The sequence below is a fragment of the Pseudomonas rubra genome, from assembly GCF_028656935.1.
Lineage (GTDB): Bacteria > Pseudomonadota > Gammaproteobacteria > Pseudomonadales > Pseudomonadaceae > Aquipseudomonas > Aquipseudomonas rubra.
The window spans coordinates 112,483-126,317 of the sequence record NZ_JAMDGZ010000017.1 but is presented as its reverse complement, the minus strand read 5'-3'; the positions used below and the strand labels follow the sequence as shown (position 1 = coordinate 126,317).

Below are 13,835 nucleotides of genomic sequence, written 5' to 3'. Positions count from 1 at the left end.
ACTTTGGCCGCAGCTTTGCAGAGGTAAGTCGATCCCCATGAACCGCACCGGCCGCGCCCTCGCCCTGGGCTGCCTGTTGCTTCTTCAGCCCCTGCTGGCCACGGCAGGCGGTAACTCGTTGCTGATTCCGGCAACGGGCCGCTGCACCCTCGATTCCCAGCCCGAAGACCTGCAGCAAGCCCTTGCGGCCTGCCAGGATGCGGCAAAATCCGGGGATGCGCAGGCCCAGTACGAGTTGGGCGAGTTCTACTACCAGGGCACCCAGGCCCCACGCGACCTCAATCAGGCCCTGAGCTACTTCGAGCAAGCCTCGCTGCAAGGCCACGCCGAGGCCCAATACCGTCTGGGCACCATGTTCTACAAGGGTGAAGGTGTGGCGGCCAACAACGTGCAGGCCTACATCGTGCTGAAGATGGCGGCGGTCAACGGCGCCGAAGATGCCCTGGACATGGCCGACGAAGTGTCCGCCAAGATGCCGCGCGATGAGCTGGAAGTCGCCACCCAAGTGCTGGGGCAGATCTTTCGCAAGTACCTGCTGGAGCTGCAGACCGCCGAAGGTCGCACGCCCTTCTCACCCCTGCCCTGAACCTGCGCCTTACTTTTCCGGCATTGGCATCGGGAACGGCATTACATTGCCGGTACCGCGCGCCTCGCTGATTTTTGGCGTGCCCAGACGCTCGACCTCGTCGATACGCACGATCGAATGCATCGGCACAAAACTGCGCACCACGCCTTCGAACTGGGCCTTGAGCTTTTCTTCACTCGGGTCGACTACCACCTGGGTACGCTCGCCAAAGACAAACTCCTCAACCTCAAGGAAGCCCCACAGATCACTTTGGTAGATCTGTTTGGCGTACATCTCGTACACCTGGCCCTGGTTGAGAAAGATCACTTTGTAGATCGGAGCTTCGCGTTTGGTCATTTTGGGCGGGGCAATCAAGGGTGGTAAAGAAGGCGCAAACTATAACATAGGCCCCGGGCCGACAACGCTAGGATCCACAGCCACAGGCCCTTATAATGTGCGGTTCTTCGAATCACCAGATGAACGCCCATGGCCAAGAAGCTTTATATCGAAACCCACGGTTGCCAGATGAACGAGTACGACAGCTCGCGCATGGTCGATCTGCTGGGTGAACATCAAGCCCTCGAGGTCACGGCCCGCGCCGAAGACGCCGACGTCATCCTGCTCAACACCTGCTCGATCCGCGAGCGCGCCCAGGACCGGGTCTATTCCCAACTGGGGCGCTGGCGCGAACTCAAGGACATGAAGCCGGAGATGGTCATCGCCGTCGGTGGCTGCGTGGCCAGCCAGGAAGGCGAATCGATCCGCAAGCGCGCACCTTACGTCGACGTGGTCTTCGGCCCGCAGACCTTGCACCGCCTGCCGGAAATGATCGACGCCGCCCGCACCACGCGCCTGCCCCAGGTCGATGTGTCGTTCCCGGAGATCGAAAAATTCGACCATCTGCCCGAGCCGCGCATCGATGGCCCCACCGCCTATGTCTCGGTGATGGAAGGCTGCAGCAAGTACTGCACCTTCTGCGTGGTGCCCTACACCCGTGGCGAAGAAGTCAGCCGACCGTTCGACGATGTGCTGGCCGAGGTCATCCACCTGGCCGAAAACGGTGTGCGTGAAGTCACCTTGCTGGGGCAGAACGTCAATGGCTACCGGGGCCAGACCCACGATGGTCGCCTGGCGGACCTGGCCGAACTGATCCGTGTGGTCGCCGCCGTCGAAGGTATCGAGCGCATCCGCTACACCACTTCGCACCCACTGGAGTTTTCCGACAGCCTGATCCAGGCCCACGCCGAGGTGCCGGAGCTGGTCAAGCACCTGCACCTACCGGTGCAATCGGGCTCGGACCGAGTACTGGCGGCGATGAAACGCAACCACACGGTCCTCGAGTACAAGTCCAAGCTGCGCAAGCTCAAGGCCGCAGTGCCGGGGATCTGCATCAGTTCGGATTTCATCATCGGTTTCCCGGGTGAAACCGAGAAAGACTTCGAGCAGACCATGAAACTGGTCGCCGATGTCGGCTTCGATTTCTCCTATTCCTTTGTCTACAGCCAGCGCCCGGGCACACCGGCTTCCGACCTGCCGGACGACACCCCGGAAGAGGTCAAGAAGGAGCGCCTCAAGGCCCTGCAACATCGCCTTGATACCCAGGGCTTTGAGATCAGCCGACAAATGGTCGGTACGGTGCAGCGCATCCTCGTCACCGACTACTCGCGCCGCGACCCAGGGCAGTTGCAGGGGCGCACCGAGAATAACCGTATCGTCAACTTTCGCTGCGACAATCCCAAGCTGATCGGCCAGTTCGTCGATATCCATATCGACGATGCGCGCCCGCACTCGCTGTTCGGCTCGCTGGCCCATTGAGCTGTCCAACCGGGCCTTGTCAAAGGCCCGGTGCCCCTTGATCGTTTCAGCGCTTTCGCCCTGCAGCGGCTAGGGTTATCCTTGAGACCATATCCTTTGCCGTTGGGCGGCTGAAAAACGACCTTGAACGCACCTATCGAACCACATCGCTTCATCCTCGAGCCTTTCGAGGCCCATCGCTTCGCCAACCTGTGCGGGCAGTTCGACGAGCATTTGCGCCTGATCGAACAACGCCTGGCCATCGAAATCCGCAACCGCGGCAATCAGTTCGAACTGATCGGCGAGCCCAAGCACACCTCCTCCGCCGAGCAACTGCTGCGCCGCCTCTATCGCGAAGCCAAGGCCACCGAGCTGTCGCCGGAAACGGTGCACCTGTACCTGCAAGAGTCAGCCGTCGAAGAGCTGGACAACCCTGCCTTCAACGAAGTCAGTGTTTCCCTGCGCACGCGCAAGGGCATGATTCGCCCGCGCGGGTTGAACCAGCAGCGCTACGTGAAGGAAATCCTCGGCAACGACATCAACTTCGGCATCGGCCCGGCCGGCACCGGCAAGACCTACCTGGCGGTGGCCTGCGCCGTCGACGCCCTTGAGCGTGAACAGGTGCGGCGCATCCTGCTGGTGCGCCCGGCGGTTGAGGCGGGCGAAAAGCTCGGCTTCCTGCCTGGCGACCTGGCGCAGAAGATCGACCCATACCTGCGCCCGCTGTACGACGCGCTGTACGAGATGCTCGGCTTCGAGCACGTGGCCAAGCTGATCGAGCGCCAGGTGATCGAGATCGCCCCGCTGGCCTACATGCGCGGCCGCACCCTGAACAACAGCTTTATCATCCTCGACGAAAGCCAGAACACCACGGTCGAGCAGATGAAAATGTTCCTCACCCGTATCGGTTTCGGCTCCACCGCCGTGATCACCGGTGACATCACCCAGGTCGACCTGCCACGCGGCACCAAGTCGGGCCTGGCTCATGTCATCGAGGTGCTCAAGGGCGTACCCGGCATCAGCTTTACCCACTTCCAGCCCAAGGACGTGGTTCGCCACCCGTTGGTGCAGCGGATTGTCGAGGCCTACGAGCGCTTCGAGAGCCAGCAGCAGAGTCCGACAGAAGGCAAACATCGCGATGCTTGAGCTCGATCTGCAACTGGCAAGCGATGCAAAGCACCCGACCGAAGCGCAATTCCGCCAATGGTGCGAGCTGGCCCTGCGCCAGCGCACGGCCGACTCGGAATTGACCATTCGTCTGGTCGATGAAGCCGAAGGCCGCGAACTGAATCACACCTGGCGGGGCAAAGACTACGCCACCAACGTACTGTCATTTCCCGCTGACGTGCCTGACGAGCTGCTCGACATTCCGCTGCTCGGCGATCTGGTGATCTGCATCGCCGTGGTCGAGCGCGAGGCCGCCGAACAGGGCAAGGCCCTTGAGGCCCACTGGGCGCACCTGGTCATCCACGGTTGCCTGCACCTGCTGGGCTACGACCACATCGACGACGATGAGGCCGAAGAAATGGAAGCACTGGAACGAACGTTGCTAGCTGAACTGGGTCATCCGGACCCGTACGCCGACGACGAACACGACGACATTCAACATTGATATCTGCAAAGGAACACGAGTAACCGCCATGAGCGAAGATCGATCGAGCAACGGGCAGAAGTCCTGGCTGGGCAAACTGACCCAGGCTTTTGCCCACGAGCCGAAAAACCGTCAGGAGCTGCTTGAGCTGCTGCGCGAAGCCCATCAGAACAAGCTGCTCGACAGCGAGGCGCTGACCATTGTCGAGGGCGCCATCCAGGTCGCCGACCTGCAGGTGCGCGACATCATGGTGCCGCGCTCGCAAATGATGAGCATCAAGGCGACCCAGTCGCCGCGTGAGTTCCTGCCGGCGGTGATCGACGCCGCGCACTCGCGCTACCCGGTGGTCGGCGAAAGCCATGACGACGTGCTGGGGGTGCTGCTGGCTAAGGACCTGCTGCCGCTGATCCTCAAGGAGAACGGCGACAGTTTCAACATCAAGGACCTGCTGCGCCCGGCCACCTTCGTGCCCGAGTCCAAGCGCCTGAACGTGCTGCTGCGCGAATTCCGCGCCAACCACAACCACATGGCCATCGTCATTGACGAATACGGCGGCGTGGCGGGCCTGGTGACCATCGAGGATGTGCTCGAGCAGATCGTCGGCGACATCGAGGACGAGCATGACGTCGAGGAAGACAGCTACATCAAGCCTCTGCCCAGTGGCGACTTCCTGATCAAGGCGCTGACGCCGATCGAGAACTTCAACGAGTTCTTCGACAGCCAGTTCTCCGACGACGAGTTCGACACCGTCGGCGGCCTGGTGATGAGTGCCTTCGGCCACCTGCCCAAGCGCAACGAGACCACCGAAATCGGCCCGTACCGGTTCCGCATCCTCAACGCCGACAGCCGCCGGATTCACCTGCTGCGTCTGACCCCTATCACCCGTTAAGGACAACCATGCGCTGGATCACCCGCCCCGGCTGGCCCGGTAACCTGCTGGCCGTGGCGGCCGGTGCAATCACCACTCTGGCCCTGGCGCCGTTCGATATCTGGCCGTTGGCCTTGCTCGCGGTCGGCCTGTTCTACCTCGGCCTGCGCGAGCTCAGCCCGCGCCAGGCCCTGGGGCGCGGCTGGTGCTTCGGCTTCGGCCTGTACGCTGCCGGCACCAGCTGGATCTACGTCAGCATCAACACCTATGGCGGTGCCACACCGCTGCTGGCCACCGGGCTGTTGCTGGCGTTCTTTGCCGCCATTGCCTGGTTCTTCGCCCTGCCCGCCTGGCTTTGGGCGCGCTGGCTGCGCCGCAACGAGGCGCCTCTGGCCGATGCTCTGTGCTTCGCCGCCCTGTGGGTGGGCCAGGAAGCGTTCCGCGGCTGGTTCCTGACCGGTTTCCCGTGGTTGTACTCCGGTTACAGCCAGCTCGACGGGCCGCTCTCGGGTCTTGCACCACTGGGTGGCATGTGGCTGATCTCGTTCTGCCTGGCCCTGTGCGCGGCGCTGCTGTGCAACCTGCCGCGCCTTCGCGCGCGCAAGTCGTTCCTCGCGATGGCCGTGGTCCTGCTGCTGGCGCCCTGGGCGATCGGCCTGGCGCTAAAGCACCACGCCTGGACCAGCCCTGCCGGCAAACCCTTGACCGTAGCTGCCCTGCAAGGCAACGTCGAGCAAGAGCTGAAATGGAACCCCGAACACGTCAACGCCCAGTTGGCCCTGTACCGCGACATGAGCTTCAGCTCAAAGCCGGTCGACCTGCTGGTCTGGCCGGAAACCGCCGTGCCGATCCTCAAGGATCAGGCCGAAGGCTACCTGGACATGATGGGCAGTTTCGCCGCCGAGCGTAATACTGCGCTGATTACCGGCGTGCCAGTACGTGAAGTGGTGCACCAGCAACGCCGTTATTACAACGGCATCACCGTAACCGGTGAAGGCGACGGCACCTACCTCAAGCAAAAACTGGTGCCGTTCGGCGAATACGTACCACTGCAGGATATGCTCCGCGGCCTGATCGCCTTCTTCGACCTGCCTATGTCGGACTTTGCCCGCGGACCGGCTGACCAGCCACTGCTGCAGGCCAAGGGCTATCAGATTGCGCCGTACATTTGCTACGAAGTGGTCTATCCGGAGTTTGCCGCAAGCCTGGCGGCGCGCAGCGATCTGCTGCTGACCATCAGCAATGACACCTGGTTCGGCACCTCGATCGGCCCCCTGCAGCACCTGCAGATGGCCCAGATGCGTGCACTGGAGGCCGGACGCTGGATGATCCGGGCCACCAACAACGGCGTCACCGGTCTGATCGACCCGTTCGGACGCATCACCGCGCAGATTCCGCAGTTCGAGCGCGGCATTCTGTACGGCGAAGTGGTTCCAATGCAGCAACTGACCCCGTACCTGCAATGGCGCTCCTGGCCACTGGCAATTCTCTGTGCACTGCTGCTGGGCTGGGCCCTGCTGGCCAGCCGGATCGCCAAAACCGTCTAGTAGAACAGCTTGTAGCCGAGCAGGCCGACTGCCTCATTGAGCAGTTGGCCGCTCTGCCACAGCGACTTGCCTTCCGGTAGCCAGCCCCCGAATGGCCGGGCATGGTCGCGGCCAAGAAAGCCCACTGGCGCCGGCACCACCTCAAAGCCCGCCTGCTCGAAACTCCAGCGTGAACGCTGCATATGCCACGCTTGGGTGACCACCACCACACGCCTGATCCCCTGAGGCAACAGCAGTTCGGCGCTCATCTGGGCGTTTTCCCAGGTGGTACGGCTACGCTCCTCTTTCCACCGCACGCTCACCCCCAGGTCACGTTGCAGGGAGTCGGCCATCAGCCGCGCTTCGCTGGGCGGCGTGCCGTAATGCAGGCCACCGCTGGTCAGCACTGGCAAACCGGATGCCTTGGCCAACTGCGCCGCGTAGCGCATACGCTCCATGGCAACGCCGGTGGGTTGGTCCTGCGAGTCCCAGGCTGGATCACCACGTTCACGGCCGGCACCGAGAATGATGATGGCATCTGCCTGCTGGCCAAGCGCCGCCCATTGACTGGTGGCCAGTGCGGGCTCAGTTTCCAGTTGCCGGGCCGCCTGCTCCACCACAATTGGCAAGCTCATCAGCCACAGCCCACCCAGGCCCAGGACAAAACACAGCGCCGACAGCCGCGGCCAGGCTTTGCGCAGCCACCAGGCCGCGATCAGCAAGAGAAACAGCACGCCAGGCGGCATGATCATTTGTTTGATGAGAAAACGGATCGGCACGGGACACCTCCTTGGAGGTGCGCAGCCTAAGAGGATCGGCACCTGGCAACAATAGTCAGGTGCCGATCAGAGATGTTTTTTACTCATGTGGCGCACTCCACCTTGCGCCGGAAAACCCGAACGGCTACTTGAATTGCAGCGTCCTGGACTTTGCTGGGGTAGCGGAACGCTTGTCCTTGAGCCAGACGACTCTGGCCGCAGGGGGCGACTCCGGTTGTGACTGTGCGCCGACGCGTCCATGCCCGCCCTCTGGAAGCGACTCCAGATAGGCCTTGATCACTTCGAATTCAGCGCGGCTCAAGCCACGCAACTCCAATTCAGCAGGCACTTCATCGCGTAATCGAACGGAGGTTCTGGCGACATCCAAGGCCAGGCCCAGACGATCAATCAGCCGTTCGTAAAGCTCCGGTTTCGTTGCTTGTAGCTGCGACTCTCCCATCCGTTCACCTCATTGAAGATAAATATATCTCCCCCCACACATGAGCTTAGCGTTACTCGTAAAAGCAGCGGGGCGCCGCGACCAACGGCCCGCCGCGCCGCAGGCGGTGCAATCAGGGTTTCCCTCGGTGGACAGGGGTCATGTATGCTAGGCCGTTCACCATACTTGACACCGGATTGCCGATGCAGCGGATTCATCGCTGCCTGGATAAGGTCTCCCATTTCTCAGCGCAAAGTAGCCATGCACGAACTCTATCAGCCCCGCGAAATCGAAGCCGCCGCCCAATCTTACTGGGATGAGCGAAAGTCTTTTGAAGTCAGTGAACAGCCAGGCAAGGACACGTACTACTGCCTATCGATGTTCCCGTACCCAAGCGGCAAGCTACATATGGGCCACGTGCGCAACTACACCATCGGTGACGTGATCGCCCGCTACCAGCGTATGCTCGGCAAGAACGTCCTGCAGCCAATGGGTTGGGACGCCTTCGGCATGCCGGCGGAAAACGCCGCGATGAAGAACAACGTCGCCCCGGCCAAGTGGACCTACGAAAACATCGAATACATGAAGACCCAGCTCAAGAGCCTGGGCTTGGCATTCGACTGGTCGCGTGAAGTCACCACCTGCAAGCCGGACTACTACCGCTGGGAACAGTGGCTGTTCACCCGCCTGTTCGAAAAGGGCGTGATCTACCGCAAGAACGGTACCGTGAACTGGGACCCGGCCGACCAGACCGTACTGGCCAACGAGCAGGTCATTGACGGCCGTGGCTGGCGTTCGGGCGCGCTGATCGAGAAGCGCGAAATCCCGATGTACTACTTCAAGATCACCGATTATGCCGACGAGCTGCTGGAAAGCCTCGACGAGCTGCCGGGCTGGCCTGAACAGGTCAAGACCATGCAGCGCAACTGGATCGGCAAGTCCCGTGGCATGGAAGTACAGTTCCCCTTCGACCAGGCCAGCATCGGCCACGCCGGGGCACTGAAAGTCTTCACCACCCGCCCGGACACCCTGATGGGCGCCACCTACGTCGCCGTTGCCGCCGAGCACCCGCTGGCGACCCAGGCTGCCCAAGGCAACCCTGAGCTGCAAGCCTTCATCGACGAATGCAAGAGCGGCAGCGTCGCCGAAGCCGACATCGCCACCCAGGAGAAAAAAGGCCTGGCCACCTCGCTGTTCGTCGAACACCCGCTGACCGGCGAGAAACTGCCGGTGTGGGTCGCCAACTACGTACTGATGCACTACGGCGATGGCGCGGTAATGGCTGTTCCGGCACACGATGAGCGCGACTTCGAGTTCGCCCACAAGTACAACCTGCCGCTCAAGGCAGTGGTACGCACCAGTGCTGGCGATGAAGTCGGCAGCGAATGGCTGGCTGCCTATGGCGAGCACGGCCAGCTGATCAATTCCGGCGAGTTCGACGGCCTCGACTTCCAGGGTGCCTTTGACGCCATTGAAGTGGCACTGATCAAGAAAGACCTGGGCAAATCCCGCACCCAGTTCCGCCTGCGCGACTGGGGTATCAGCCGTCAGCGTTACTGGGGCTGCCCGATCCCGATCATTCATTGCCCATCCTGTGGCGATGTGCCGGTACCGGAAGAGCAACTGCCGGTCATCCTGCCAGAAAACGTGGTACCCGATGGCGCAGGCTCGCCCCTGGCGCGCATGCCCGAGTTCTATGAGTGCAACTGCCCGAAATGCGGTACTGCGGCCAAGCGTGAAACCGACACCATGGACACCTTCGTCGAATCGTCCTGGTACTTCGCCCGCTACGCCTCGCCCAACTACGAAGGCGGCATGGTCGACCCGAAGGCGGCGAATCACTGGCTGCCGGTCGATCAGTACATCGGCGGTATCGAACACGCGATCCTGCACCTGCTGTACGCGCGCTTCTTCCACAAGCTGATGCGCGATGAAGGCCTGGTCACCTCCAACGAGCCGTTCAAGAACCTGCTGACCCAGGGCATGGTCGTCGCAGAAACCTACTACCGGGTTGCCAGCAATGGCGGCAGGGACTGGTTCAACCCGGCCGATGTCGAAATCGAACGCGACGCCAAAGCCAAGATCATTGGCGCCACGCTGAAGACTGACGGCCTGCCGGTGGAAATCGGCGGCACCGAGAAGATGTCCAAGTCCAAAAACAACGGCGTTGACCCACAGTCCATGATCGATGCCTACGGCGCCGACACCTGCCGCCTGTTCATGATGTTCGCCTCGCCGCCGGACATGAGCCTGGAATGGTCCGACTCCGGTGTCGAAGGTGCCAACCGCTTTCTGCGCCGTGTCTGGCGCCTTGCTCAAGCCCACGCGACCCAAGGCCTGCCGGGCAAGCTGGATGTCGCCAGCCTCGATGACGCACAGAAAGTGATCCGCCGCGCCATCCACGCCGCCATCAAGCAGGCCAGCACCGATGTCGGCCAGCACCACAAGTTCAACACCGCCATTGCCCAGGTGATGACCGTGATGAACGTACTGGAAAAAGCCCCGCAAGCCAGCGAACAGGACCGCGCCCTGCTGCACGAAGGCCTGGAGACGGTGACCCTGCTGCTGGCACCGATCACCCCGCACATCAGCCATGAGCTGTGGCTGCAACTGGGCCACCAGGATGCCGTGATCGACGCACCTTGGCCGGTACTGGACGAAAGCGCCCTGGTCCAGGACAGCATCGTCCTGGTCATCCAGGTCAACGGCAAGCTGCGTGGCCAGATAGAAATGCCAGCCGCGGCCAGCCGCGAGGAAGTCGAAGCCGCCGCACGCAGCAACGAAAACGTGCTGCGTTTCACCGAAGGCCTGAGCATCCGCAAGGTCATCGTGGTACCGGGCAAGCTGGTCAACATCGTCGCCAACTGACAGGAAACGCCGGCCCGCCATTCGTGCGGGCCGGCGCACAGAATAGGCCCACAAGGGAGCTACAACATGATCAAACGCAATCTGCTGGTAATGGGCCTGGCCGTCATGCTCAGCGCCTGCGGTTTCCAGCTGCGCGGTACTGGCAACAGCGAACTTGCGATCAAGGAACTGGACCTGAGCGCGCGCAATGCCTACGGCGATACCGTGGTTCAACTGCGCCAGGCGCTGCAGAGCAGTGGCGTCAACGTTCACGCTGGCGCGCCTTACAAACTGGTACTGACCAACGAAGCAGAAACCCAGCGTGCCGCGACCTATGCAGGCTCCGGCCGTTCGGCCGAGTACGAGCTGACAACCGTGCTGAGCTACAGCATAGAAGGCCACAACGACACCAACCTGCTCAACGACAAGCTGGAAGTGCGCAAGATCTATGTGCACGACGGCAACAACATCACTGGTTCCGACCAGGAAGCCACCCAGACCCGCAAGGAAATGCGTCGCGACCTGGTGCAGAACATGCTGGTGCGCCTGCAACTGCTGACTCCGAGCCAGCTCGACAGCCTGCAGCAAAAGGCCGATGAACGCGCCAAGGCTGAAGCCGACGCCCTGGAAGCGGCACGCCGCGCCCAGGACGAGACGCCTCAGCAGTCGCCGCTGCAACTGCCGGTCAACTGAGAATGAACGGGGCACTTCGGTGCCCCGTCTGCCATCATGAAACTCACTCCCGCCCAGCTCAACAAACACCTGCAAGGCAACCTCGCCCCCGTCTACGTGATCAGTGGCGATGACCCGCTGTTGTGCCAGGAAGCCGCCGACGCCGTACGTGCAACGGCACGCCAGCAAGGCTTCGATGAGCGCCAGGTATTCAGCGCCGACGCCAACTTCGATTGGGGCACCCTGCTCCAGGCCGGGGCCAGCCTGTCGCTGTTTGCCCAACGCCGCCTGCTGGAACTGCGCCTGCCCTCCGGCAAGCCCGGCGACAAGGGCGCAGCGGCACTGATCGAATACTGCGCTAACCCTGCCGAAGACACCGTGCTGCTGATCAGCCTGCCCAAGCTCGATGGCAGCGCGCAGAAGACCAAGTGGGGCAAGGCACTGGTCGAAGGCCAGCACACCCAGTTCGTGCAGATCTGGCCGGTGGACAGCCACCAGTTGCCGCAATGGATCAGCCAGCGCCTGTCCCAGGCCGGATTGAGCGCCCAGCGTGACGCCGTCGACCTGATCGCGGCACGGGTAGAGGGCAACTTGCTGGCGGCTGCGCAAGAGATCGAAAAGCTCAAGCTGCTGGCTGAAGGCAACCAGATTACCGTCGAAACAGTCCAGAGCGCGGTCGCCGACAGTGCCCGTTTCGATGTGTTCGGGCTGGTCGATGCAATCCTCAATGGCGAAGCCGCGCACGCCTTGCGCATGCTCGAAGGGTTGCGTGGCGAAGGCGTGGAGCCACCGGTGATTCTCTGGGCGCTCGCCCGGGAACTGCGCCTGCTGGCTGGGCTTGCCCAGCAGTTCAGCCAGGGCGTGCCGCTGGACAAGGCCTTCAGTCAAGCCCGCCCACCTGTCTGGGACAAGCGCAAACCGCTGATGAGCAAGGCCCTGCAGCGCCACTCGGCGCAGCGCTGGAGCCAGTTGCTGCAGGACGCCCAACGAATCGACGCACAGATCAAGGGCCAGGCCCAGGGCTCAGCCTGGACCAGCCTGGCACGGTTGTCCTTGTTGATGGCCGGGCAGCGCCTGGCGTTACCGGCTGAGTGAAGCCGCTTTGCGGCCCATCGCTGGCAAGCCAGCTCCCACAACTTCACTGTGGGAGCTGGCTTGCCAGCGATGGGCTCAACGCCTATATTGCGCGCGCACCCAACCCGCAGGATCTCCTGTCATGAGCAAAAAACCCGAAAAACCCGGGCCCAACAAGGCCAAGTCAATCATTGCCCAGCCTCTGTTCCGTAGTCGTCAGGAACCCGCCGGCAAAGGCAAAGGCAGCTACCGCCGCGAAGCCTTCCAATCGAGAGATTGGGAGGCTTCTTACTTTTTGGCCGCATAAAGGCAAGAATTCGACAGGCATGGTATGGTCGGCACCTGACCTGAAATACCTGGACCTGTGCATGCCCCTTTGTCTTACCCGTCGCTGGAACCCTCGCCAGCTGATTGCCGCCTCCAGCCTCATCCTGCTGGTCGCCTGCGCGGAAAAACCCACCGCCGCCGACGCGCTGCCGCTGGCACCTGCCCAGCCTGCTCCGGTAGTCACCCTGCCCACCCCCGCCGTCGACACCAGCAGCGAAATCCAGCCGCTGCAAACCTTTGCCCAATGGCAAGCGGGCTTCCGTCAGCAAGCCCTGCAAGCTGGCATCAACCCCACCACCTTTGACCGCGCCTTCCTCGGTGTCACCCCCGACATGGATGTGATCAAGGCCGACCGCAGCCAGCCGGAGTTCGCCCGGCCGGTGTGGGAGTACCTCGACGGCGCCCTGTCGCCACTGCGCGTGCGCAATGGCAAGGGCCTGCTGGAAAAACACGCGGTCCTGCTCAGCCAGATCGAACAACGCTATGGCGTCGACCGCAATGTGCTGGTCTCGGTGTGGGGCATGGAAAGCAACTTTGGCCAGTTCCAGGGCAACAAATCGGTAATCCGCTCCCTCGCCACCCTGGCCTATGAAGGCCGCCGCCCGGTATTTGCCCAAGCGCAACTGATCGCGGCCCTGCAGATTCTGCAGAACGGTGATATCCAGCCAGATGCGATGAAAGGCTCGTGGGCCGGGGCCATGGGCCAGACCCAATTCATCCCCACCACCTACAACACCCATGCGGTGGACTTCGATGGCGACGGCCGCCGGGATATCTGGAACAGCTCGGCTGACGCCCTGGCGTCCACCGCTCATTACCTGCAAAGCTCCGGCTGGAAACGCGGTGAGCCCTGGGGCTTCGAGGTGCAACTGGCGCCTGGCTTTGACTACTGGCTGGCCGATGGCAGCCAGCGCAAGACGGTAGCCGAATGGATGCAACTGGGCCTGAAGCTGCCGACCGGCGCACGTGCGCCAGCCGGCAGTGAGCAGCTGTCTGCCGCCCTGCTACTGCCTGCCGGCTATCGCGGCCCGGCATTCCTGGTGCTCGACAACTTCCGCGCGATCCTCAAGTACAACAACTCGTCGTCCTATGCCATGGCCGTTGGCCTGCTGGGCCAGCGTTTCGAGGGTTCGGGCTATATTGCCGGGTCATGGCCCAAGGATGACCTGCCACTGAGCCGCAGCGAGCGTGTCGAGCTGCAGACCCTGCTCAGTGCCCGCAACTACGACGCAGGCGCCGCCGACGGCATCATCGGCGCCAACACCCGCAAGGCCATCCGCAATGCCCAGCAGGCACTGGGCTGGCCGGCGGATGGCTATCCGACGCACAAGCTGCTCGATAGCTTGCGTCAGCGTTGATGCCCAGTCGCGGGTC

Annotated in this window: 14 protein-coding genes; 11 read left to right on the top strand and 3 right to left on the bottom strand. The window is 62.4% G+C overall.

The features are described 5' to 3' along the window. The first annotated feature begins 37 nt into the window (after nt 1-37). Nucleotides 38-586, top strand: coding sequence for a tetratricopeptide repeat protein (locus tag M5G17_RS09025; protein WP_273892578.1), 549 nt, complete (start codon nt 38-40; stop codon nt 584-586). 9 nt (nt 587-595) lie between these two features. Here M5G17_RS09025 and M5G17_RS09020 read toward each other — a convergent pair whose 3' ends face one another. Then, nucleotides 596-922: a DUF1820 family protein gene (locus tag M5G17_RS09020; protein ID WP_010222917.1), complete on the bottom strand. Its 327-nt coding sequence runs from the start codon at nt 920-922 to the stop codon at nt 596-598. Between the two features lie 129 nt (nt 923-1,051). Between M5G17_RS09020 and miaB the strand changes: the two genes are divergently transcribed. The 5 genes from miaB (at nt 1,052) to lnt (ending at nt 6,365) form a co-directional block, all read left to right on the top strand. Continuing rightward, a complete protein-coding gene (gene miaB / locus M5G17_RS09015; RefSeq protein ID WP_273892577.1) occupies nt 1,052-2,380 on the top strand; it encodes a tRNA (N6-isopentenyl adenosine(37)-C2)-methylthiotransferase MiaB in 1,329 nt (442 codons plus the stop codon). 123 nt (nt 2,381-2,503) lie between these two features. After that, nucleotides 2,504-3,505: a PhoH family protein gene (locus tag M5G17_RS09010; RefSeq protein ID WP_273892576.1), complete on the top strand. Its 1,002-nt coding sequence runs from the start codon at nt 2,504-2,506 to the stop codon at nt 3,503-3,505. Continuing rightward, the gene (gene ybeY, locus M5G17_RS09005; RefSeq protein WP_273892574.1) at nt 3,498-3,971 is read left to right on the top strand and encodes an rRNA maturation RNase YbeY; all 474 of its coding nucleotides are present in this window, start codon (nt 3,498-3,500) and stop codon (nt 3,969-3,971) included. Before M5G17_RS09010 ends, ybeY begins: the two co-directional genes overlap by 8 nt. A 28-nt stretch (nt 3,972-3,999) precedes the next feature. Beyond that, complete coding sequence (locus tag M5G17_RS09000; RefSeq protein WP_010222913.1) at nt 4,000-4,839, top strand: HlyC/CorC family transporter; 840 nt, start codon at nt 4,000-4,002, stop codon at nt 4,837-4,839. Nucleotides 4,840-4,847: 8 nt separating this feature from the next. Next, on the top strand, nt 4,848-6,365 hold the full coding sequence (gene lnt / locus M5G17_RS08995; protein WP_273892571.1) for an apolipoprotein N-acyltransferase: 1,518 nt from the start codon (nt 4,848-4,850) through the stop codon (nt 6,363-6,365). Here lnt and M5G17_RS08990 read toward each other — a convergent pair. Together M5G17_RS08990 and M5G17_RS08985 are read right to left on the bottom strand one after the other, a co-directional pair. Next, nucleotides 6,362-7,123 (bottom strand): YdcF family protein, encoded by a 762-nt coding sequence (locus M5G17_RS08990; protein ID WP_273892570.1) that lies wholly within the window; start codon nt 7,121-7,123, stop codon nt 6,362-6,364. The two genes, lnt and M5G17_RS08990, sit on opposite strands and share 4 nt — an antisense overlap. Before the next feature lie 124 nt (nt 7,124-7,247). After that, the gene (locus M5G17_RS08985) at nt 7,248-7,562 is read right to left on the bottom strand and encodes a hypothetical protein (RefSeq protein WP_130266420.1); all 315 of its coding nucleotides are present in this window, start codon (nt 7,560-7,562) and stop codon (nt 7,248-7,250) included. Between the two features lie 240 nt (nt 7,563-7,802). Here M5G17_RS08985 and leuS point away from each other — a divergent pair, with 240 nt between their 5' ends. The 5 genes from leuS (at nt 7,803) to M5G17_RS08960 (ending at nt 13,819) form a co-directional block, all read left to right on the top strand. After that, on the top strand, nt 7,803-10,409 hold the full coding sequence (gene leuS / locus M5G17_RS08980) for a leucine--tRNA ligase (RefSeq protein WP_273892569.1): 2,607 nt from the start codon (nt 7,803-7,805) through the stop codon (nt 10,407-10,409). 66 nt (nt 10,410-10,475) lie between these two features. Continuing rightward, nucleotides 10,476-11,081 (top strand): LPS-assembly lipoprotein LptE, encoded by a 606-nt coding sequence (locus M5G17_RS08975; RefSeq protein ID WP_273892568.1) that lies wholly within the window; start codon nt 10,476-10,478, stop codon nt 11,079-11,081. A 36-nt stretch (nt 11,082-11,117) separates the two neighbouring features. Continuing rightward, on the top strand, nt 11,118-12,155 hold the full coding sequence (gene holA, locus M5G17_RS08970) for a DNA polymerase III subunit delta (RefSeq protein ID WP_273892567.1): 1,038 nt from the start codon (nt 11,118-11,120) through the stop codon (nt 12,153-12,155). A 121-nt stretch (nt 12,156-12,276) separates the two neighbouring features. After that, nucleotides 12,277-12,441 carry an alternative ribosome rescue factor ArfA gene (gene arfA, locus M5G17_RS08965; RefSeq protein WP_273892566.1) on the top strand — a complete coding sequence of 55 codons (165 nt, stop codon included), beginning with the start codon at nt 12,277-12,279 and terminating at the stop codon, nt 12,439-12,441. Between the two features lie 61 nt (nt 12,442-12,502). Continuing rightward, nucleotides 12,503-13,819, top strand: a complete 1,317-nt coding sequence (locus tag M5G17_RS08960; RefSeq protein WP_273892565.1) for a lytic murein transglycosylase — start codon at nt 12,503-12,505, stop codon at nt 13,817-13,819. The last annotated feature ends 16 nt before the right edge of the window (nt 13,820-13,835 follow it).

Excerpts from the sequence above, each read along its gene's own strand:
- M5G17_RS09025 (WP_273892578.1), top strand. The coding sequence starts at position 38 with ATGAACCGCACCGGCCGCGCCCTCGCCCTGGGCTGCCTGTTGCTTCTT.
- M5G17_RS09020 (WP_010222917.1), bottom strand. The coding sequence starts at position 922 with ATGACCAAACGCGAAGCTCCGATCTACAAAGTGATCTTTCTCAACCAG.
- miaB (WP_273892577.1), top strand. The coding sequence starts at position 1,052 with ATGGCCAAGAAGCTTTATATCGAAACCCACGGTTGCCAGATGAACGAG.
- ybeY (WP_273892574.1), top strand. The coding sequence starts at position 3,498 with ATGCTTGAGCTCGATCTGCAACTGGCAAGCGATGCAAAGCACCCGACC.
- M5G17_RS09000 (WP_010222913.1), top strand. The coding sequence starts at position 4,000 with ATGAGCGAAGATCGATCGAGCAACGGGCAGAAGTCCTGGCTGGGCAAA.
- lnt (WP_273892571.1), top strand. The coding sequence starts at position 4,848 with ATGCGCTGGATCACCCGCCCCGGCTGGCCCGGTAACCTGCTGGCCGTG.
- M5G17_RS08985 (WP_130266420.1), bottom strand. The coding sequence starts at position 7,562 with ATGGGAGAGTCGCAGCTACAAGCAACGAAACCGGAGCTTTACGAACGG.
- leuS (WP_273892569.1), top strand. The coding sequence starts at position 7,803 with ATGCACGAACTCTATCAGCCCCGCGAAATCGAAGCCGCCGCCCAATCT.
- M5G17_RS08975 (WP_273892568.1), top strand. The coding sequence starts at position 10,476 with ATGATCAAACGCAATCTGCTGGTAATGGGCCTGGCCGTCATGCTCAGC.
- holA (WP_273892567.1), top strand. The coding sequence starts at position 11,118 with ATGAAACTCACTCCCGCCCAGCTCAACAAACACCTGCAAGGCAACCTC.
- arfA (WP_273892566.1), top strand. The coding sequence starts at position 12,277 with ATGAGCAAAAAACCCGAAAAACCCGGGCCCAACAAGGCCAAGTCAATC.
- M5G17_RS08960 (WP_273892565.1), top strand. The coding sequence starts at position 12,503 with ATGCCCCTTTGTCTTACCCGTCGCTGGAACCCTCGCCAGCTGATTGCC.